Origin of the sequence: Streptomyces sp. NPDC059957, from assembly GCF_042730015.1 — a bacterium.
GTDB lineage: Bacteria > Actinomycetota > Actinomycetes > Streptomycetales > Streptomycetaceae > Streptomyces.
On the sequence record NZ_JBHWMB010000026.1, the window covers coordinates 1 to 19,088 of the forward strand.

A 19,088-nucleotide genomic window follows, 5' to 3' on the forward strand; every position below is an offset into this window, starting at 1 on the left:
ACGTGTCCGCACACTGTCTGCCCGGGTCGGACAGCGAGCTCGCGCCGGTGCGCGCGGGCGCCGTCAGCCTTGTCCATGGGCCGGCGCTCAGCCTTCACGGTGAGCGTGCAGTACCGCCCTGCCCTACAGGATGCGGGCCGCCTCGATGCCCTCTGCGGTCGGGAACAGCGCAGTAGTCCCGGTAAGGTCCAGCAGCCGCCCCATGCGAGGCGGCACGGGGCCGACCAGAACCAAGCGGCCAGTGCGCCGCAAGCGCAGCATCAGGTTGAGCATCGCGGAGTCTGCGAAGGTCACCCTGGTGACGTCCAGGATGACCCGACGGACAGCAGGATCATCCGCAGCCGCCCTGCAGGCTGCTTCGAGGGGTCCAAGAGAGTCCTGGTCGAAGTCGCCTGCACACACGATGACGCGGACTCCGTCCTTGTCGGACAGTACCCGTACCTGCTCTTCCACCATCAACTCCCCAGATCAGCCCGCGGTGCACTCGCGCACCGGCTCCCCTTCGATATCCACGGCACAACCTCAACCAGCATCCTCTGCCAATCCGAAACGCAGCCTTCGCTTTCCCCGGGCGGGCGCACCGGAGAGTACGGAGGGGCCCTGGTGCCGATGGCACCAGGGCCCCGAAGGAACTGCCTACACCATCTGCCGGCCCTGGTACTGCGCCGGCCTACTATGTCCGGGCTACGAGAGAAACCATAACTACGCCACAACCCAATGTCTATTCTGACCAACATAGATTTTCAGATGCCCGTCACTAAGGTAATCGGGTGCCGTTGGGTTCGACAGCTGCGGGCGCGGGCACGAGGCCCGGACAGGCAAGGCCCAGCACCACGACGGACTCGGAGCGTGCACTGGTGGATTCGGCTGGCAGATGGTCAACGACCTCACCCGCGGTCGATCTGCGTTCGCCTGGGTAGGCGCCCGGCATGAAGAAGCCAACGGAGCACTCCGAGGACCTGCTCGCCGGGTTGAGCGTGGACAACAGTCGTCCGGAGGAACCGGTGCTGCTCGACGCGGACGGCGCGCCGATCCGCACCTGGCGGGAGAACTACCCCTATGACCGCAAGATCCGTCGGGCGGAGTACGAGCGGGCCAAGCGGATCCTGCAGATCGAACTGCTCAAGCTGCAGAGCTGGGTGAGGGCGACCGGTTCCAGGGTGGTGGTGATCTGCGAGGGCCGGGACGCCGCCGGGAAGGGCGGCACGATCCAGCGGTTCACCGAGCGCCTCAATCCCCGCGGGGCCCGCGTCGTGGCCTTGGACAAGCCCACCGAGCGGGAGGCCGGACAGTGGTACTTCCAGCGCTACACCGCCCACCTGCCCGCACCTGGGGAGATCGTCTTCTTCGACCGGTCCTGGTACAACCGAGCCGGCGTCGAGAAGGTCATGGACTTCTGCTCCGACGACCAGTACAAGCTGTTCCTGCGGCAGTGCCCGGCCTTCGAAGCCATGCTCGTCCAGGACGGCATCCTGCTGATCAAGTTCTGGTTCTCCGTCTCCCGCGCCGAGCAGCGCACCCGCTTCGCGATCCGCCAGGTCGACCCGGTACGGCAGTGGAAGCTGTCCCCCACCGACCTTGCCTCCCTGGACCTTTGGGACGCCTACACCGCTGCCAAGGTCGACATGTTCCGGACCACCGACACCGAGCACGCGCCCTGGACCGTAGTCAAGAGCAACGACAAGCGACGGGCCCGGCTGGAAGCGATGCGCAGCCTTCTCGACCGCATCGACTACGACCGCAAGGACACCGCAGTGGTAGGCCGGCCCGACCCGTTGATCGTCGGAGCCGCCGACACCCTCCTGGAAGCCGGCGAGGAACCCGCCGACCTCACCCCCACCCCGCTGGCCGCCACGCCCCGCGGGCCCGGCCGGCATCCACGCCATTCCCAAGCCACCGAACCGGCATGACAGCAGGTGGTGGGCGCCGGCGCACTCAAGGGGTGTTGAAGGCGATGCGGCCGGTCAGGCGCGGTGCGGGCGCGTGGCGGTGTCCAGATAGAAGGAATCGATGCTCTGGACGGCCTGCTCGAACTCCTCCAGGTTGACCGGCTTGGTCACGTACGCGTTGGCGTGGCTGGTGTAGGCGCCGACGACGTCGTCGGGTGCGGAGGAGGTGGTGAGGACGACGACGGGGATGGTCTGGAGGTCGGCGTCGTTCTTCAGGATGCGCAGCAGGTCTCGGCCGTTCATGCGGGGCATGTTCAGGTCGAGCACGATGAGGTCGGGGCGCGGACTGTCGGGGTCGCGCAGGTGCTCCAGGGCGGCAACGCCGTCGGTGGCCTGGACGAGATTGCGGGCCCCGCGCTCGGAGAGCGCCTCCTCGATGAGCATGGCGTCGGCGATGTCGTCTTCCACGAGCAGCACATCGAACGGTCGGGCGGGGTCGTTCATCGTCATCTGCTCCGTGGGTGCATCGTCGGTGTGGTTGAAGAGCCCGGGCCAGCGGCGGCGGGCTCCCTGACGGGTCATGCCGCATGCGCGGCCGATTTGGGGGTATCCGGCTCCCGCACGCACGGCGTCCGTGGCCGCTCCGCGCTGCAGTCGTTCCACGGCCCGCTGAAGGTGGTCGAGTACGTGCAGGCGCGCCAGGGCCTGCGCGCGGTCGTCCGCCGCAGGGTCCGAAAGGTCCTTCTGCAGACCGAGGGCAAGGCGACGGGTGAGGTCGGCCACGGCCGCGTCGGCGACGGCGGCCGTCTCCTTCGGGGTGGTCCGCAGGTGGAAGTTGGTGCCGGGCATACCCCGAACCCTAGGCCCTGATCCGGCGTGCGACAACAATTGTTGTCAAGGCCCTCTACAGTGTGCGCTGCGCCCTGTTCAAGGCGGCTGTCTCGGGAGGGGAATCAGAGGATGACCGGCATGTTGACACCGTCGGGTGCGCGGAGGTTCTCCGCGTGGACGACCCGGCGGTGGCTCCGCGTCGGGGTCGCCGCTTCGCTGACGGTGCTGGCCCTGCTCGGTGTGACCGGGGCCTGGGTGCTGGGGCGGACGGCGTCCATCAGCGAGGAGCTCGTGGACGTGCGGGCGCCCGCGCTGACCACTGCCTTCCGCCTGGAATCGGCCCTCCTCAACCAGGAGACCGGCATCCGCGGCTACGGCCTCACCGGGACCCCGGAGTTCCTCCAGCCCTATCAGCAGGGGCTCACCGATCAGGACGCGTACGCCGCGGAACTCGCGCGGCTCCTGGACGACGACGGCCGCGCGCTCGCGGACCTGAAGGCGGTCCAGGACGCGGTCTCCACGTGGCAGGAGAGGATCGCCCGTCCGGTCGCCGGCTCACCTGCCGGGGCGCCCTCGACCCTGGCCACCGCACGCGCCGCGGAGGCCAAGACGTCGTTCGACGCCCTGCGTCAGGCCATGGCCGACCAGCAGGAACGGTTGCGCGCGGAGCGGGACCGGACCCGAGCCGATCTCGCCACCACCATGAGGCTGCGGAACTGGCTGTTCGCGACGATCGCGGCCGTGATCGCCCTCATGGCCGTCCTCGTCTTCGAAGGCCTGCGCCGCGGGATCAACCGGCCGCTGGAGCAGCTGGGAGCGGACGCCCGCACCGTCGCCGGAGGTGACTTCGACCACCCCATCAGCTCGGCCGGTCCGGCGGACCTGCGGCGGCTGAGCGGCGAGATCGACTTCATGCGCCGTCAGCTCGTGCGCGAGCTGGCCTTCAGCGAGGAGGCCCGGCGGCGCCTGGACACCCAGACCGCCGACCTCCAGCGTTCCAACGCCGAGCTGGAGCAGTTCGCGTACGTGGCCTCCCACGACCTGCAAGAGCCGCTGCGCAAGGTCTCCAGCTTCACGCAGTTGCTCCAGCGGCGCTACGGAGGGCAGCTCGACGCCAAGGCGGACCAGTACATCGCCATAGCCGTCGACGGCGCCAACCGGATGCAGACCCTGATCAACGACCTCCTCGACTTCTCCCGGGTGGGCCGCGTCCACCACAATCCCGAGAAGGTCGACCTCGAAGCGGTCATGGAACGGGCCCTGTCCGCCCTGAGCCTCGGCATCGAGGAGTCGGGCGCGTCGATCACGCACGATCCGCTGCCTTCCCTGGTCGCCGATCCCACCCAGATGGGCATGCTCTGGCAGAACCTGATCGGCAACGCGGTCAAGTTCCGCCGCCCGGACCTGGCACCGGAGATCCGTGTCGGTGCGGTCCGGGAAGGGGAGCTGTGGCGGTTCACGGTGACCGACAACGGCATCGGGATCGACCCCGAGTACGCCGACAAGGTGTTCGTGATCTTCCAGCGGCTCCACACCAAGGACGTCTATCCCGGCAGCGGAATCGGCCTGGCGATGTGCAAGAAGATCGTCGAGTTCCACGGCGGTACCATCGCCGTCGACCCGGAGTACCGGGACGGGACGCGCATCACCTTCACCCTCGCTTCCGAACCGCCCCCGGCCCCGTCGGCCATCGCGGAAGCGACCCGGGCCGGCGCGGAGCCGGCGCCGTGACCGCGCCCCTCCCCCACACCGGCGGCCTGGCCGTGACCGAACCGGTCTACCGCATCCTCCTCATAGAGGACGACGAGGCCGACGCCCTGCTCGTCGAGGAGCTCCTCCACGACACCGAGCTGCGCTTCGAGCTCACCACGAGCACCTCGCTGGCCGACGCCCACTCGGCTCTCGCCGCCCGCACCGTCGACTGCATCCTCCTCGACCTTCACCTGCCCGACGTGTCGGGCACCGACGCCGTCACCACCGTCCGCGCCATGGCCCCGCACACCGCGGTGATCGTGCTGACCGGCCTGTCCGAGAAACAGGCGGGCTCCGAGGCGATGGCCGCCGGTGCCCAGGACTACCTCGTCAAGGGCAAGGTCGAAGCCGACCTGCTGCGCCGCACCGTCCGCTACGCCGTCTACCGCAGCCACACCGAACGCGCGTCAGCCGAAGCCCAGTCGGCCCGACTGCGCGCCGAGGAGAACGCCCGCCTGGAACGGGGCCTGCTGCCCCGGCCCCTCCTCGAGACCTCGGCCGTCGAGGTGACCACCCGCTACCTGCCCGGCGTCGAACAGGCTCTGCTCGGCGGCGACTTCCTGGACGTCGTCGAGGGCGACGGCGGGCTGCTGCATGCCGTCGTCGGCGACGTCAGCGGCCACGGTCCCGATGCCGCGGCCCTCGGCGTCTGCCTGCGCATCGCCTGGCGCTCGCTCGTCCTGGCCGGTCACCGCGGCACCGATCTGCTGCACCTGATGGAGCGCCTGCTGGTGGCGGAGCGCGGCGACCAGCCGCTGTTCGCCACCTGCACGCTCCTCACTCTCGACCAGAAGGCCGCCACCGCAACCCTCCACCTGGCCGGGCACCACGAACCGCTCCTCACCACCGCGGAGGGGACCCGGGAGGTGCCCGCCGAGCACGGAATCGCACTCGGCATCATGCCCGGCCACCGCGACTGGCCCGCCACGCTCATTCCGCTCCCGGAGAGCGGAGCGCTCACCCTCTACACCGACGGCCTCACCGAAGGACACAACGGCGACGCCGACGGCCGGCTCGGCATCGAGGGGCTCCTGCCCCTGATCAACACCACACCGTCCGCGGACCCCGCGGCGCACCTGGACAGCCTCATCCGCCAGACCAGAGCGCTCAACGCCGGAAGACACACCGACGACCTCGCCGTACTCCGCCTCGGCTGGGGATCCCGGGGCTGAGCCCCGCCCCGCCCCGCCCCGGCGGGGCGGCTCGCGCCGCCTCAGGTCGGCCACCACCTCGCGCACCGGCTCCGTACCGGGCGCCATGGCACCCGGTCGACGGATGTCCGTTCGAGTCGTCCGCCGGCAAGGAAGCACTGGGTTCAGGCGGCAACGGGGAGCGGGATGAACGCTGTGATCTCTTGCCGCCGCCACAGGGTCGGATCTCCGTACGGTCGGCGATCCGCTTGACGAGCAGCCAGCCGCCAGAACATCGCGGGGCGGCGGGTCCCGCGCGCCCTGTACGTCACCTCAGCGGCCGGACGGGGTGAAGGCCGGGCACCCGGCGTGGGGTGGGCTCGGGGGTTTGACCCGCGCCGGACCGGTTAGGTGCCCCCTGCCGAAGATTGTCCCTCGAGCGAGAGTGAGGCGCTCCGTGACTCGTGCTGATGCCCCCGCCCCGGGGACGGTCCCCCCGTCCGATCTCCTGGGCCACGCCACACCGGAGGACGGCCCGCTCCCCGAGGACCACACCCAGGCCATCCTCGAAACCACCAAACAGGTTGCCGCACTGCTGAAGGGCTCCGGACTGCCCTTCGCGCTCGCCGGCAGCGTGGCCGCCTTCGCTCACGGGCTCCCTGCGGGCTTCCAACACGACACGGACTTCTGCGTTCGTCCCGAGGACGCCGACGCGGCGATCAAAGCCCTGGAGGACGGCGGCATCTCGATGCGCCGTGCGCCTGAGGACTGGCTGGTCAAGGGCCGGTCGGGCGGAGAGGAGATCGACCTGATCTTCGAACTGGCCCGACGCCCCGTAAACACCGCGCTGCTGGAGCGGGCGAGCGTCAAGGCGGTCGACTCGGTTTGGATGCCGGTCCTGGCTCCCACCGACCTCATGGAGAGCCGGCTCGCCGCCCTCTGTGAGCACTACTGCGACTTCGGCGACCTCCTGCCCATGGCCAGGATGCTGCGCGAACAGATCGACTGGGCAAGACTCGACCGGGACCACCGGTCGTCTCCGCTGCCCGACGCCTTCTTCCACCTCCTCGACCGGCTCCGCGTCATCGAACGCACTGAACTGACGGAGGGCACGCCATGACGAACGCCGGGCACTCCGGGCACTCCGGGCACGCCGAGCGCTCGGAGAACGTCGAGTACCGGATCGAGCACCTGCGAGATCGGCTGGCGCGCGAGGACGTCGCCGAGCTCGGCATACGGGTCGACGCGCACGGGGCCCGGGCAGTCGTCCGGGGTCGGGTGGCCGACGAGGAGTGCCGCGAGGCCGTGCTGCGGATCGCCGCGGAGGAACTCGCGGGGACGGACTGGTACGGGGACGTCACCGTCAGCCACAGCGACGCGCCGGACCACCCGGAGGTGCTGTCGTGATCCGCGTGGCGGCGGTGGGGGACATCCACCTCGGGCCGGACAGCGCCGGCCGGCTGAGGCCTGCTTTCGACACCCTCGGCGACTGCGCGGATCTGCTCCTCCTGGCCGGCGACCTCACCCGGCACGGCACGGAACGGGAGGCCCGGGTGGTGGCCGGCGAGGTGGCCGCGCTGGCGGTGCCCGTGGTCGCCGTACTCGGGAACCACGACTACCAGAGCGATCAGCAGGAAGCCGTCGCCCGTCAGCTCACCGACGTCGGCGTGCACGTCCTGGAGGGGGACGGCGCGCTCCTCGACCTCGGGGGGACGCGGGTCGGCATCGCCGGGACCAAGGGGTTCGGCGGGGGCTTCGCCGGGCGCAGCGGCAGCGAGTTCGGCGAACCGGAGATGAAGGCGTTCATGCGCTACAGCCGTACACGCGCGGAAACTCTCGAGCGGACTCTGCGCGATCTCGACGAAGGGGGCGCCGCGGTGCGGATCGCCCTCACGCACTACTCACCGGTGCCGGACACCCTCGCGGGCGAGCCGCTGGAGATCTACCCCTTCCTGGGCAGCTATCACCTGGCGGAGGCGATCGACTCGGCCGGCGCCGACCTGGCCCTGCACGGTCACGCCCACCTGGGCACCGAACACGGTATGACGGCAGGTGGTGTCCAGGTCCGGAACGTGGCCATGGCCGTCATCGACCGGGCCTTCGCCGTCTACCACCTCTCCCCGACGGCGGGGGACGGCCACCGGGTGGGTCCCGTCAGGCCATGAGCCACCGAGCGGGCGTACGAGGTGATCGCGTCTCATGCCACCAGCCCCGGCGACCTGTCCGCGCTCCTCGACATGCTCGGCCTACGGCCCGGTCGGCCGTACGAGAGCCGCGCCCGGCCCGAAGACGACCGAGGCCACCCCGGGCCGCGCTGACAGACGTCGGTCACCCCGGGAAACCCGCGCAACGCCTGCGGCGTCGCCGTGAAGGGCCGCGTGTCCCGCCCCCGGGGGCCGGCGGGCCGTCCGGATCCGCACGGAAAGAATCTGCGCGATGTGAGTGTACGAATCGAAGAACGGGGCAGACGGGCCCGGAAAGCCGTCAGTCAATTGGGAGGGAGCGGCCGCCATGCCCCGCTCGGCCACCGTAGGACCTGCTCGTGCGAACGACACCCAAGCGCCCACGTGTGACCGGCCAAGCACCCCGATAGCACCCCGACCGGACCTGGAACCGCTCCGGGTGGAGAACCCCCGTGAGATGGCGCCCACCGACGCACGCGAACTTTCGCGGCACTTCTTCCGTCGGCTGCAGAGCCTGGAGGAAGGAACCCGCGAGTACCAGTACGCGCGCAACACCTTGATCGAAATGAACCTTTCGCTCGTCCAGTTCGCCGCGCGGCGCTTTCGCAATCGCGTGCAGAGTGGCGGTCTCGACATGGACGACATCATCCAGGTGGGCACGATCGGCCTGATCAAGGCCATCGACCGGTACGACCTGGAGCGGGAGGTCGAATTCTCGACGCTCGCCCTCCCCTACATCATCGGGGAGATCAAGCGCTACTTCCGCGACAGCACCTGGTCGGTGCACGTTCCGCGCCGCCTGCAGGAACTGCGGGTGGAGCTGGCCAAGGCGCAGGAGGCCCTCACCGACGTCCTCGGCCGGGCACCGACGGTCAAGGAGATCGCCGGGCACCTCGAGCTGTCCGAGGAGGAGGTCATCGACGGGCTGGTGGCCGCGAACGGCTACACGAGCGGCTCGCTCGACATGGGCAGCGCGGACGACGAAGCCCAGTCCTCCTCGAACCGGAGCTCCAGGCCGCTGGCGGAGCGGGTCGGCGTCGTCGATCCGGCCATGGAACTCTTCGAGGACATTCACACGCTCGCCCCGCTGCTGGATCAGTTGGACGAGCGCGACCGCCACATCCTTCAAATGCGCTTCGGCCAGGAGAAGACCCAGGCCGAGATCGGGGTGGCGCTGGGCATCTCGCAGATGCAAGTCTCCCGCCTCTTGTCCCGGACCCTGGCCCGGCTGCGCGCGGGCATGCTCTCGGTGTAGGCGCCCCGCCCACTCCCGACGGGAAACGATCAGGACAAGGACCTGGTCCTGCCGTCCGCGAGGCCGCAGGGGACTCCTTCTCTCACGGTGGTCCACGGGCACCCTGCACCCGTGGACCACCACCACGTGAAAAGGTCGTGAGACGACGGTTCCTCTACACTGACCCGACCGTGCTCGGCACATTCCAGGTCCCGGCCCCGTACGGACGGGCGCGGTACCGGCCACCACCGTGCACGCGTGCACTGCAGGGAACGGCGACCATGGGCGATCACGGGGGTGGTGCCACAGTGCAGACCAAGACGTCGGAGGCGGGCGATCCAGTGAGTGCCGGCCCTTCCGTCAAGGGACAACGTCGTCGGCTCGCGCTGGCGGGTGTTGCCGGGGCCGTGTCCAAGGGCCGCGATTTCACGCGCCGCGCTCTGCGTGACTGGGGCTGGGCCGGAACCGAGACGTCCGAGGACACCCTGCTCCTGGTCTCCGAGCTGCTGACGAACGCGTCGCTGCACGGAGGCGGCTGCCGGGAACTCGTCCTCACGGCCGGAGACGCCCTTCTCATCGAGGTCTGCGATGGCACCACGACCCTGCCCACCCGCCGGCAGGCTCCGCGACACGGCCTACCTGGCGGCCACGGCCTCTACGTGGTCGATCGGCTGTCCGACCGGTGGGGCACCCGACTGCTCGAGCACGGCAAGGCCGTCTGGGCCGAGATCGACGCCTCCCGGCTGGTGTCCGGCACAGCCTCGGAGCACTGACCGAACCGAACCCGCCGTCGGTGCGACGTTCCGCCGGGTGGGCGGCTCCGGCCTCATGCCCTGGTCCAATGGACGATGCGCAGGACCGCCTGCCACCCGTCGAGGTGGACAAGCAAGAGCACCGGCACACGCCACAACCAGACCGGCGTGTCACACGTGGTGCGGCCCCGCTGTGCCCGTGGGCAGCAGGCCGAGTGGTCGTCGTGGTGCACCCGCCCCGGGCACCTCGCCCGGGGCGGGGCCCGGCGGCCCGTAGGCGTGGCAGGCGGGTTCACGTGGGGCAGGACCACGTCGATGACGATCAGGGGCCGCGAGTTGACTGCCCCGTGCATGAACTTCGCGGTTCGAAGCATCCGTAGAAGACGGAATGCGTCGTGTACGAGAAGCAGGCCTGCCGGTCGGAGACCGTGGAGTGCGTTCTGGAGGACGAGGCGTGCCGGCAGGTCCTCAAGAGGCTGCGCGGGCTGGGTGACGGGGAGTTCGGCCGTGTTCGGCTGGCCGGTCCGTCCGAGGGCGAGCTCGTCCAACTGGCCTATGAACTGGGCCTGCATCCCCTGGCCGTCGAAGACGCGGTGCATGCGCGCCGGCGCCCCAAGCGCGAGCGCTTCGACGGCGTCCTGGCCGTCGCGCTGAAGACCGTCCGGTATGTCGAGGACGACGGGGCCGTCGATGAAGGCCCCGGCCACCGTGCCGCGTACTGGTCCATGGTCAAGGGGGTCCTCATTGGGTGCTCGCGATGGGCGCTACCCGTGAGCCCCTGTCCCGGACCGCTCGCCCGAGGGCCGACGGAGGTTCCGGATCCGGGGAACCTTGGTCAGCGGACCGCGACGGAGCCCGCGTCGCCGATCACGTGGTCGGCCCGCACGCGTGGCTCCGGGGGGTCAGTTCGTGGTGGGCCTCCAGGCGGCTTCGGCGGCCTCCGCCGTGGGGTGGGTTGCGAAGACCCGGTCCAGGCCGACCACGCGGAAGATCCGGCTGACGCGGTCGGGGACCGCGGCCAGCGCGATGGTCGCCCGGGCTGCCAGGGCATGGTTACGCGCGGCGATGAGCGCGGTGATGCCGCTGGAATCGCAGAACGTGACGTCGCCGAGGTCGAGAGTGAGCTGCTGGCCCGGGCGCAGCTCGAGTGCCGGCAGGGCGGCGCGTACCTCGGGTGCGGTGTGGTAGTCGAGGGCCCCGGCCAGCTCGATGACTGTTCCGGCGCTGCTGGTGCGGGTGAGGAGGGTCAAGTGCTGGGTCACTGTTGCTCTTCACTGGTGGGTCGGGGTACGTGGATGGCCAGGACGGCGGTGTCGTCGTCCACGCCGGCTCCCAAGGTGTCGAGCAGGGACCGAACGGCGTCGACGGTGTCCGCCGCGGTGGTGGGGGCCAGGGCGGTGCCGAAGCCGAGGAGGGCGTCGTCGCCGTACCGGTCGTCGCCACCGGCCGTGCGGGCTTCGGTGAGGCCGTCGGTGTGCAGGAGCAGGGTGTCGCCGGAGGCGAGGTGCACGGTGGTGGCGGCGATGTGGGCGTCGGGCAGGACGCCGATGAGCTGCCCGCCGGGGGTGGGCAGGTAGTCGGCGGTTCCGTCCTCACGCATCAGGAGGGCGGGAGGGTGTCCGCCGCTCGCCAGGGTGATGTGGAAGCCGCCCCGGTCGCCGTCAGGGGTGAGCAGGCCGAACACGACCGTGCAGAAGCGGGGGTCGGTCCCGTTGTACTCGTGGTTCAGGACTGTGTTGAGGTTGCCGAGGACGGTGACCGGGTCCGGGTCGTACACGGCGGCGGCGCGCAGCGTGTAGCGGGCCAGGGAGGTGACGGCCGCAGCGGCGGCGCCCTTGCCGCACACGTCGCCCAGGAAGAAGCCCCAGGCCCCCGCCGACAGGGGGAAGAGGTCGTAGAAGTCGCCGCCGACCTGGTCCGCGGAGGCGACGTGGTAGTGCGCGGCCACCTCCAGGCCCGGTACGTATCCCAGCGTCGGCGGCAGCAGCGTCTTCTGCAGGGTGGCGTTCAGCCGCTTGAGGCGGTCGCGCTCCAGGTCGGCTTCCTTGCGGGCGCGCAGCAGCTCCGCTTCGTAGGCCCGGCGGTCGCGGGCGTCGAAGACGGTGGTGCGGATCAGCAGCGGCTGCCCGTCGTCGCCCGATTTCACCGTCGAGGTGACCAGGGCCGGCAGACGGGAGCCGTCGGCGGCCTTCAGTTCCAGGGCGATGCCGCTGACCTCGCCCTGCATCCGCAGGAGCGGGGCGAAATGGGTCTCGTGGTAGATCCGGCCTCCGACGGTCAGCAGGTCGGAGAAGTGCTTGCGGCCCACCAGGTCGCCGCGACCGTAGCCGAGCCAGTTCAGCAGGGTGGTGTTGACCTTCGCGATCCGGCCGTCCAGCAGTGTGGACAGGTAGCCGCACGGCGCGTGCTCGTACAGATCCTCGGCGCTGTCCTCCAGCAGGGCGGAGAACTGCGCCTGTTCATCCGCCGGTCCGCGTTCTCCTATGGGACTTTCCTCTTCCGCGTCGTCGGTCTTGCACGTCATCGGGCCGCTCCGGCGAACGCGGCGATCGCCGCGGCCGTCTCTTCAGGGGCGGCGAGCTGGGGGCAGTGACCGGTCGCGTTCAAGGTGACCAGCCGGCTGCCGGGGATGCGCGACTGCACGAACGCGCCTACCCCGGGCGGCGCGATCGCGTCAGTGGAGCACTCCGCGACCAGCGTGGGAACCGTCACCTTCGCAAGGTCCTCGCGGTTGTCGGACAGGAACGTCACCCGGGCGAAGACCCGCGCGATCTCCGGATCGGTGCGGCAGAAGCTGTTGGTCAGCTCTTCACCCAGCTCCGGACGCTCCGGGTTGCCCATGATCACCGGCGCCATGGCGCCCGACCAGCCCAGATAGTTCGCGTCCAGCGACTCCAGCAGCTCGTCGATGTCCTCGGCGCTGAAACCGCCCCGGTAGCCGGCGGCCGGATCGTCGATGAAACACGGTGAGGGAGCGAGCAGGACCAGACCGGCGAAGGCCTCCGGCTCCCGCGCCGCGGCGAGCACACCCATCATCGCGCTCACCGAATGCCCGACGAACGTCACCGGCCCGAGCGCAAGCTCCCGACACAGCTCCAGCACGTCGTCGACGTAGCCGTCAAGCGTCGAATAGCGCTCCAGGCTCCACGCCGACAGGTCCGACCTGCCCGAACCCACGTGGTCGAAGAGGACCACGGTGAAGTCCTCCTCGAGCACCGGCACCACCAGACGCCACAAGTTCTGGTCGCACCCGAACCCGTGCGCCAGCACCACCACCGGTCGACCGGCCCGGCCGGTCACCGTCACGTGATTCCTGCTCCTTACATCCATAGGTCGCATCCTCCCAGACCGCGCCCGGCGGTCCGCGTGACCACGTCGCTCTGGGCGCCCCTTCGCGCGAGAAGGTGTCCGCCCCTCCCGCGCGCCTCCTGTTCGGCGGTGATGCGGGCGAGCAGGCTCTCGGCGGTGTGCGGGGTCGAAAGCGGAGCCGATCCGAGCTCCCGCCGTTTCCGATGTGTAGCGGCTCGACCGGAGTCACGCAGCCCTCAACGCTGCGTAGTCAGCACCACGTCAGCACGGGAGGGTGCCAGGGGTGTTGACATGGGTTTTCGGGTCAGCACAGGTCAGCACGGGAGTCAGCACCGCATCCCCAGAACAGGCGCAACTCTGCAATTCCGGCATTGGTTTCCCACCCAATTCCGGAGGGGTCCAAGGGGATGGGTTCGGGCCCTGTGGTGGTGCGGCACACTCAGGTGGGGTTGATTGTGATGGCACGCCACATATACCGCCGACCTGCGGACTTCTACGTTGTGGCCACACCCGACGTCCCCGCAGACCCCTGGAAGTGGTTCACATGGCCTCCACCGCAGCCGATCCGAAGGCTCCATCCGGAATCCGGCGGATCGTCGCCGCCAGCCTCATCGGGACCACCATCGAGTGGTACGACTTCTTCCTCTACGGGACCGCCGCCGCCCTGGTCTTCAACAAGCTGTTCTTCCCCACCGCGGATCCGCTCACGGGCACCCTGATCGCCTTCCTCACCTACGCCATCGGGTTCCTCGCCCGGCCGCTGGGCGGGGTGGTCTTCGGGCATTTCGGGGACAAGGTCGGGCGCAAGAAGCTGCTGGTGCTGAGCCTGCTGATGATGGGCGGGGCGACCTTCGCGATGGGGCTGCTGCCCACCCACGCGAGCATCGGGGTCTGGGCGCCGATCCTGCTGACCGTGCTGCGTCTGGTGCAGGGGTTCGCGCTGGGCGGTGAGTGGGGCGGGGCCGTGCTGATCGTGTCCGAGCACGGTGGGGCCGAGCACCGCGGGTTCTGGGCCTCCTGGCCGCAATCCGGGGCGCCCGGGGGGAACCTGCTGGCCACCGGGGTGCTGGCGCTGCTCGCCGGCGTGCAGTCGGACGCGACGTTCCTCGCCTGGGGCTGGCGCATCCCGTTCCTGCTCTCCGGGATCCTCGTGATGGTCGGGCTGTGGATCCGCATCTCCGTGTCCGAGTCGCCCGTCTTCCTCGCCGCGCAGGCCGAGGCAGCGGCCTCGGGCCGGGGCGAGGAGGAGAAGGCGCCCGTCGTCCAGGTGTTCCGCAAGGACTGGCGGCAGGTGCTGGTCGCCATCGGCACCCGGTTCGGCGAGAACATCTCGTACTACGTCCTGACCTCCTTCCTCCTCGTCTACGTCACCACCCATCTCGGACTTCCGAAGACCACCGCGCTCAATGCGCTGCTCATCGGCTCGGCCGTGCACTTCCTGACCATCCCGGCCTGGGGCGCGCTATCGGACCGGATCGGGCGCCGGCCGGTGACGCTGATCGGTTCGGTCGGCATGGCGCTGTGGGCGTTCGCGTTCTTCGCGCTGGTGGACTCCGAGTCGTTCGCCGTCATCACCCTCGCCGTCACCGCCGGGCTGCTGCTGCACGGGGCCATGTACGGGCCGCAGGCCGCCTTCATCTCGGAGATGTTCGACACCAAGGTCCGCTATTCGGGCGCCTCGATGGGCTCCCAGCTCGCCTCGATCGTCGCGGGGGCCCTGGCCCCGATCATCGCCGTCGAGCTCCTGAAGGACTACGGCTCCTCCGTGCCGGTGTCGGTCTACCTGTCCGCGGCGGCCCTCGTCACCACCCTCACCGTCCTGTTCGCCCGCGAGACCCGGGGCCGCGACCTGTCCGTCCCGAAGGCCGGGGCAGCGGCGCCGGCAGGGGTCGGCGCGGAGAGCGGGTACGCCGCCAAGGTTTCCGACCCCGCCTGAGCCCGCCCACACCCCGGGCCGCCCGCCGTGACCGGTACCTCCGGTCCGGCGGGCGGACCCGCTCGCCACCCCGTACCGAAGGGCTGCCAGCATGGCCCCCGTGACCGATCCCACCGCGCCCGCCGCCGCGTTGCGGCAGCTCCTGGACCTGCTCGCCCAGGGTGCGCCCGTCGAACACTTCGCACGACCCGGCGCGCAGGCCCGTACCGCCGGCGCCGGCTCCGCCGAGCAGGCCCTCGTGGAGGAGGCGACCCGGGTCGCCCTCGACATCCGGCGCACGCTCGACCAGCACCGCAGGCGCGAAGCCGAGCTCACCGCCCTGTTCGACACGGCCGGCGACCTCGCGGCGCTGCGCGACCTCGACGCGGTGCTACGGGCCATCGTGCGGCGGGCCCGGACCCTGCTCGGCACGGACTGCGCCTACCTCACGCTCAACGACCCCGTCGTGGGCGATACGTTCATGCGCGTCACCGACGGCTCCGTCTCCGCGGCCTTCCAGCAGCTGCGCCTCGGCATGGGCGAGGGTCTCGGCGGACTGGTCGCGCAGACGGCCCGGCCGTACGCCAGCGCCGACTATCGCACCGACGACCGCTTCCGGCACACCAGCACCATCGACGCCGGGGTGCGCGAGGAGGGGCTGCGGGGCATCCTCGGCGTGCCGCTGCGGGTCGCCTCGCGCGTCATCGGGGTCCTCTACGCGGCCGACCGGTCGGTGCGCGATTTCACCCCCGACGCGGTCGCGCTGCTCTCCTCGCTGGCCGACCACGCGGCCGTCGCCATCGACGGGGCGCGGCTGCTGGAGGAGACCCGTACGGCGCTGGTCGAGCTGAACGCCGCCACCGAGACCGCCCGGGCCCACAGCGAGGCGGCACGGCTGGCCACCGAAACCCACGACCGGCTCACCGATCTGGTCCTGCGCGGCGGGGACGTCACCGATGTGGCCCGTGAGGTGGCCGCGCTGTTGCGGGGCGGGCTGGTGGTGCACGATGCCGACGGCGCCGAGCTCGCCCGGGTCGCCGCCGAGCCGATCTCCGCGCCCGCCCAGGGGGTGGCGGCCTCGCGTTCCGGCGGCCGGGCCGTACCGGTCGACGGCGTGTGGGTCTGCGCGGTCCTGGCCGGGCCCGAGCTCCTCGGCAGCATCGCCCTGACGGGCCGGGCGGACCTGTCGGACAGCGACCGGCGGCTGTTCGAACGCACCGGCCTGGTCACCGCGCTCCTTCTCCTGCTGCGCCGCTCGGTGGCCCACGCCGAGGACCGGGTGCGCGGTGAGCTGCTCAGCGACCTGCTGACCGCGCGGAGCCCGGGGCACGCCCCCGACACCGGCAGCCGGACGATCCGGGCCCGCAAACTCGGCGTCGACCTCGCACGCCCGCACTCCCTCCTGGTGCTCCACTGCGACGCGGCGCTGCGGCCACGACTGTCGGCGGAGGCGGTGCGCCGCGCCCGCGCCCTGGACGGCCTGGCCGGGCTGCACGAGGGCCATGTCGTCCTGCTGGCCCCGGCCGAGCGGCCCGGGGACCTCGCGCGGTCCCTGGCGGCGGAGCTGGGGCAGGCGGTGGGCACGCCCGTGACCGTGGGCTCCGCCGGGCCGGCCGGCGACCCGGGCGGGCTTCCGGGCGTGTACGCCGAAGCCGTGCGCTGCCTGCGGGCCCTGCACGCGCTGGGCCACACCGGCCACGGGGCCGCCCTGCCGGACCTGGGCTTCGTCGGCCTGCTGCTCGGGGACCACGGGGACGTCGGCGGGTACGTCGACCACGTGCTCGGCCCTGTCATCGACTACGACACCCAGCGGGGCACCGAGCTGGTCCGCACCCTCCAGGCCTACTACGTCCACGGGGCGAGCCTCGCCAGGGCCAAGGACGCGCTGCACATCCACGTGAACACCGTCGTGCAGCGCCTCGACCGGATCAGCCGGCTCCTGGGCGAGGACTGGAACAGCCCAGCCCGCGCACTGGAGCTCCAACTCGCCCTGCGCCTGCACCTCCTGGCGAACTCCGGTCCGCCCGCGGCCTGATCCGCAAGACACGCCCCCGCACTCCGCCTGTGGTGCGCGGTGATCCGTGGGGCAGAGTGAGGAGCATGACTACGTACGAGACGATGGCGTACCACCTCGAGACCGAGCGGCTGATACTGCGGCCGTGGGCCGAGTCGGACGCCGCCGAGCTCCATGACCTGGTGGCTGAACGCGGCAAAGGCGTGGGCACGGTTGAACACATCCGCACGGCCATCGCGGAGCTGCTCGCCGCGACGGAGACCACGGGTATCGCTCTCTTGCCCATCCAGCGCCGCGAAGAGGGCGACTTCATCGGCTACTGCGGGCTGATCATCGGCCGCTCCACCCTGGAGGAGCCGGAGATCGCCTACGAGCTGTTCCAGAGCGCGCACGGGCACGGCTACGCCACCGAGGCGGCCCGGGCGGTGGTCGATGCCGCCATCGCGACCGAGCGGAAACGGCTCTGGTCGACCGTCGGCACCTGGAACACGCCGTCCTTCCGTGTCCTGGAGAAGATCGGCTTCGAGCGGCATCACGTCGCGACGGACGACCGCGGTGAGCACGTCTGGCTCACACGCGAGTTGCCGTGACACCAGGTCGGCCGGAGCCATCCGCGCGGAACTCCCCTACCCGGCCCTCGGGGTGACCAGGCCCGTCTCGTAGGCCAGGACGACCGCCTGGGCGCGGTCGCGCAGGCTCAGCTTGGCGAAGATCCGCGCCACATGGGTCTTCACCGTGGCCTCGCTGAGGGTGAACTCCCGGGCCAGTTCGGCATTGGAGAGCCCGTGGCCCATGAGGGTCAGCACCTCCCGTTCGCGCGGGGTGAGGACGTCCAGGTCGGGGTGGGCTGCCGGGACCCCGCCGCCGCGCGCGGCCGATGCCGAGGCGCAGCGCTCCACCAGTCGGCGGGTGATCGACGGGGAGAGCAGCGCGTCGCCGGTGTCGACGAGCCGTACGGCGTTGGCGAGGTACTCGGGGGTGACGTCCTTGAGCAGGAACCCGCTGGCTCCGGCGGCGAGGGCGGCGTAGACGTACTGGTCGAGGTCGAAGGTGGTCAGCATGATCACCCGGCATTCCGGGGCTTCGGCGAGGATCTGCCGCGCGGCCTCCAGTCCGTCCAGCCGGGGCATGCGTATGTCGAGCAGGACGACGTCCGGGCGCAGACGGCGCACTTCCGACACGGCCTCCACCCCGTCGGCGGCCACCCCCACCACGTCGATCCCCCGGGCGGTGAGGATCATGCGGAATCCGGTGCGGACGAGTTCCTGGTCGTCGGCGATGACCACCCGGGGCGAGGTGGCCCTCGGGCCCGGCTCGGCGGCCGGGGCGTGCGTGGTCACGGCCGCTCCAGCGGGAGGCGGGCGCGGACCCGGTAGCCGCCACCGAGGCGCCGGCGTGCGTCGAAGTCCCCTCCGTACACGGCGACCCGCTCGCGCAGTCCGACCAGCCCGTGCCCCGCACCGTCCGCCTTCGGGCGCGACGCGGTGGATGCCGTGGACGCGGCCGGGGCGGGATTCCCCGTGGTCGCCGGTATCCGGTCTCCGGACAGCACGCTCGGTCCGCTGTTGAGCACCTCGACCCTCAGTGCCTGGTCCGCGTATCTCACCGTCACCTCGGCCTTCACCCCGTCCCCGTGTTTGAGTGCGTTGGTCAGCGCCTCCTGGATGATCCGGTAGGCGGTGACGTCGATTCCGGCCGGCAGCGGCCGCGGTTCGCCGGATATGCGGACCTCGACCGGCAGCCCGGCGAAGGCGATCCGGTCGATGAGCGGACTGAGCCGGCTCAGACTCGGCTGCGGCGTCAACTCCGCTGCCGGGTCCCGTCTTTCGGCGGCTCCGGCGCCTCCGTACGGTTCGTCACGGCCGTCCTGCGCGGGCGCCAGCAGGCCGAGCAGGTGTCGCAGTTCGGTCATCGTCGTACGCCCGGCCTGTTCCACGGCGGCCATGGCGGCCGCCGCCTCCACCGGCATCGTCGCCAACACCTCGCGGGCGGCCCCGGCTTGGACGATCATCACGCTGACGTTGTGGCTGACTATGTCGTGGAGCTCCGCCGCTATCCGGGCCCGCTCCGCGTCCACCG

At 70.8% G+C, this 19,088-nt stretch carries 19 protein-coding genes; 11 read left to right on the top strand and 8 right to left on the bottom strand.

Annotation, left to right across the window (positions count from 1 at the left end; all coding sequences use genetic code 11):
* Window positions 1-123: 123 nt before the first annotated feature.
* A complete protein-coding gene (locus ACFWBW_RS18975) occupies window positions 124-456 on the bottom strand; it encodes an STAS domain-containing protein (RefSeq protein ID WP_385373838.1) in 333 nt (110 codons plus the stop codon).
* 473 nt (window positions 457-929) lie between these two features.
* Between ACFWBW_RS18975 and ppk2 the strand changes: the two genes are divergently transcribed.
* Window positions 930-1,910: a polyphosphate kinase 2 gene (ppk2, locus tag ACFWBW_RS18980; protein WP_385373840.1), complete on the top strand. Its 981-nt coding sequence runs from the start codon at window positions 930-932 to the stop codon at window positions 1,908-1,910.
* A gap of 54 nt (window positions 1,911-1,964) precedes the next feature.
* Here ppk2 and ACFWBW_RS18985 read toward each other — a convergent pair whose 3' ends face one another.
* Window positions 1,965-2,738: a response regulator gene (locus ACFWBW_RS18985; RefSeq protein ID WP_385373842.1), complete on the bottom strand. Its 774-nt coding sequence runs from the start codon at window positions 2,736-2,738 to the stop codon at window positions 1,965-1,967.
* Between the two features lie 111 nt (window positions 2,739-2,849).
* Between ACFWBW_RS18985 and ACFWBW_RS18990 the strand changes: the two genes are divergently transcribed.
* From ACFWBW_RS18990 to ACFWBW_RS19020, 7 genes are all read left to right on the top strand, one after another.
* Window positions 2,850-4,451, top strand: coding sequence for an ATP-binding protein (locus tag ACFWBW_RS18990; protein WP_385373844.1), 1,602 nt, complete (start codon window positions 2,850-2,852; stop codon window positions 4,449-4,451).
* Window positions 4,448-5,644: a PP2C family protein-serine/threonine phosphatase gene (locus tag ACFWBW_RS18995; RefSeq protein WP_385373846.1), complete on the top strand. Its 1,197-nt coding sequence runs from the start codon at window positions 4,448-4,450 to the stop codon at window positions 5,642-5,644. Before ACFWBW_RS18990 ends, ACFWBW_RS18995 begins: the two co-directional genes overlap by 4 nt.
* Before the next feature lie 415 nt (window positions 5,645-6,059).
* The gene (locus tag ACFWBW_RS19000; RefSeq protein WP_385373848.1) at window positions 6,060-6,722 is read left to right on the top strand and encodes a nucleotidyltransferase family protein; all 663 of its coding nucleotides are present in this window, start codon (window positions 6,060-6,062) and stop codon (window positions 6,720-6,722) included.
* On the top strand, window positions 6,719-7,009 hold the full coding sequence (locus tag ACFWBW_RS19005) for a hypothetical protein (protein ID WP_385373850.1): 291 nt from the start codon (window positions 6,719-6,721) through the stop codon (window positions 7,007-7,009). The genes ACFWBW_RS19000 and ACFWBW_RS19005 overlap by 4 nt, the downstream gene beginning before the upstream one ends.
* Window positions 7,006-7,767, top strand: a complete 762-nt coding sequence (locus ACFWBW_RS19010; protein ID WP_385373852.1) for a metallophosphoesterase — start codon at window positions 7,006-7,008, stop codon at window positions 7,765-7,767. Before ACFWBW_RS19005 ends, ACFWBW_RS19010 begins: the two co-directional genes overlap by 4 nt.
* A 475-nt stretch (window positions 7,768-8,242) precedes the next feature.
* A complete protein-coding gene (locus tag ACFWBW_RS19015; RefSeq protein WP_385373854.1) occupies window positions 8,243-9,040 on the top strand; it encodes a SigB/SigF/SigG family RNA polymerase sigma factor in 798 nt (265 codons plus the stop codon).
* A 320-nt stretch (window positions 9,041-9,360) separates the two neighbouring features.
* Complete coding sequence (locus ACFWBW_RS19020; protein WP_385373856.1) at window positions 9,361-9,792, top strand: ATP-binding protein; 432 nt, start codon at window positions 9,361-9,363, stop codon at window positions 9,790-9,792.
* Window positions 9,793-9,845: 53 nt separating this feature from the next.
* Here ACFWBW_RS19020 and ACFWBW_RS19025 read toward each other — a convergent pair whose 3' ends face one another.
* The 4 genes from ACFWBW_RS19025 to ACFWBW_RS19040 all read right to left on the bottom strand — a co-directional run bounded on the left by ACFWBW_RS19025 (window position 9,846) and on the right by ACFWBW_RS19040 (window position 13,101).
* Window positions 9,846-10,478, bottom strand: coding sequence for a hypothetical protein (locus ACFWBW_RS19025; protein ID WP_385373858.1), 633 nt, complete (start codon window positions 10,476-10,478; stop codon window positions 9,846-9,848).
* 195 nt (window positions 10,479-10,673) lie between these two features.
* A complete protein-coding gene (locus ACFWBW_RS19030; RefSeq protein WP_385373860.1) occupies window positions 10,674-11,033 on the bottom strand; it encodes an STAS domain-containing protein in 360 nt (119 codons plus the stop codon).
* Complete coding sequence (locus tag ACFWBW_RS19035) at window positions 11,030-12,295, bottom strand: PP2C family protein-serine/threonine phosphatase (RefSeq protein WP_385373862.1); 1,266 nt, start codon at window positions 12,293-12,295, stop codon at window positions 11,030-11,032. The genes ACFWBW_RS19030 and ACFWBW_RS19035 overlap by 4 nt, the downstream gene beginning before the upstream one ends.
* On the bottom strand, window positions 12,292-13,101 hold the full coding sequence (locus ACFWBW_RS19040; protein WP_385373864.1) for an alpha/beta fold hydrolase: 810 nt from the start codon (window positions 13,099-13,101) through the stop codon (window positions 12,292-12,294). Before ACFWBW_RS19040 ends, ACFWBW_RS19035 begins: the two co-directional genes overlap by 4 nt.
* A 523-nt stretch (window positions 13,102-13,624) precedes the next feature.
* On the opposite strand from ACFWBW_RS19040, the gene ACFWBW_RS19045 reads away from it, so the two are divergent.
* The 3 genes from ACFWBW_RS19045 to ACFWBW_RS19055 all read left to right on the top strand — a co-directional run bounded on the left by ACFWBW_RS19045 (window position 13,625) and on the right by ACFWBW_RS19055 (window position 17,599).
* On the top strand, window positions 13,625-15,016 hold the full coding sequence (locus ACFWBW_RS19045; protein ID WP_385373866.1) for an MFS transporter: 1,392 nt from the start codon (window positions 13,625-13,627) through the stop codon (window positions 15,014-15,016).
* 91 nt (window positions 15,017-15,107) lie between these two features.
* The gene (locus tag ACFWBW_RS19050) at window positions 15,108-17,030 is read left to right on the top strand and encodes a helix-turn-helix domain-containing protein (protein ID WP_385373868.1); all 1,923 of its coding nucleotides are present in this window, start codon (window positions 15,108-15,110) and stop codon (window positions 17,028-17,030) included.
* 65 nt (window positions 17,031-17,095) lie between these two features.
* Window positions 17,096-17,599 carry a GNAT family N-acetyltransferase gene (locus tag ACFWBW_RS19055; RefSeq protein ID WP_385373870.1) on the top strand — a complete coding sequence of 168 codons (504 nt, stop codon included), beginning with the start codon at window positions 17,096-17,098 and terminating at the stop codon, window positions 17,597-17,599.
* A 36-nt stretch (window positions 17,600-17,635) separates the two neighbouring features.
* Here the strand turns inward: ACFWBW_RS19055 and ACFWBW_RS19060 are convergent, their stop codons facing one another.
* Window positions 17,636-18,349: a response regulator gene (locus tag ACFWBW_RS19060; protein WP_385373872.1), complete on the bottom strand. Its 714-nt coding sequence runs from the start codon at window positions 18,347-18,349 to the stop codon at window positions 17,636-17,638.
* On the bottom strand, window positions 18,346-19,088 hold a 743-nt coding region (locus ACFWBW_RS19065), incomplete at its 5' end, for a sensor histidine kinase (protein ID WP_385373874.1). The genes ACFWBW_RS19060 and ACFWBW_RS19065, both read right to left, overlap by 4 nt.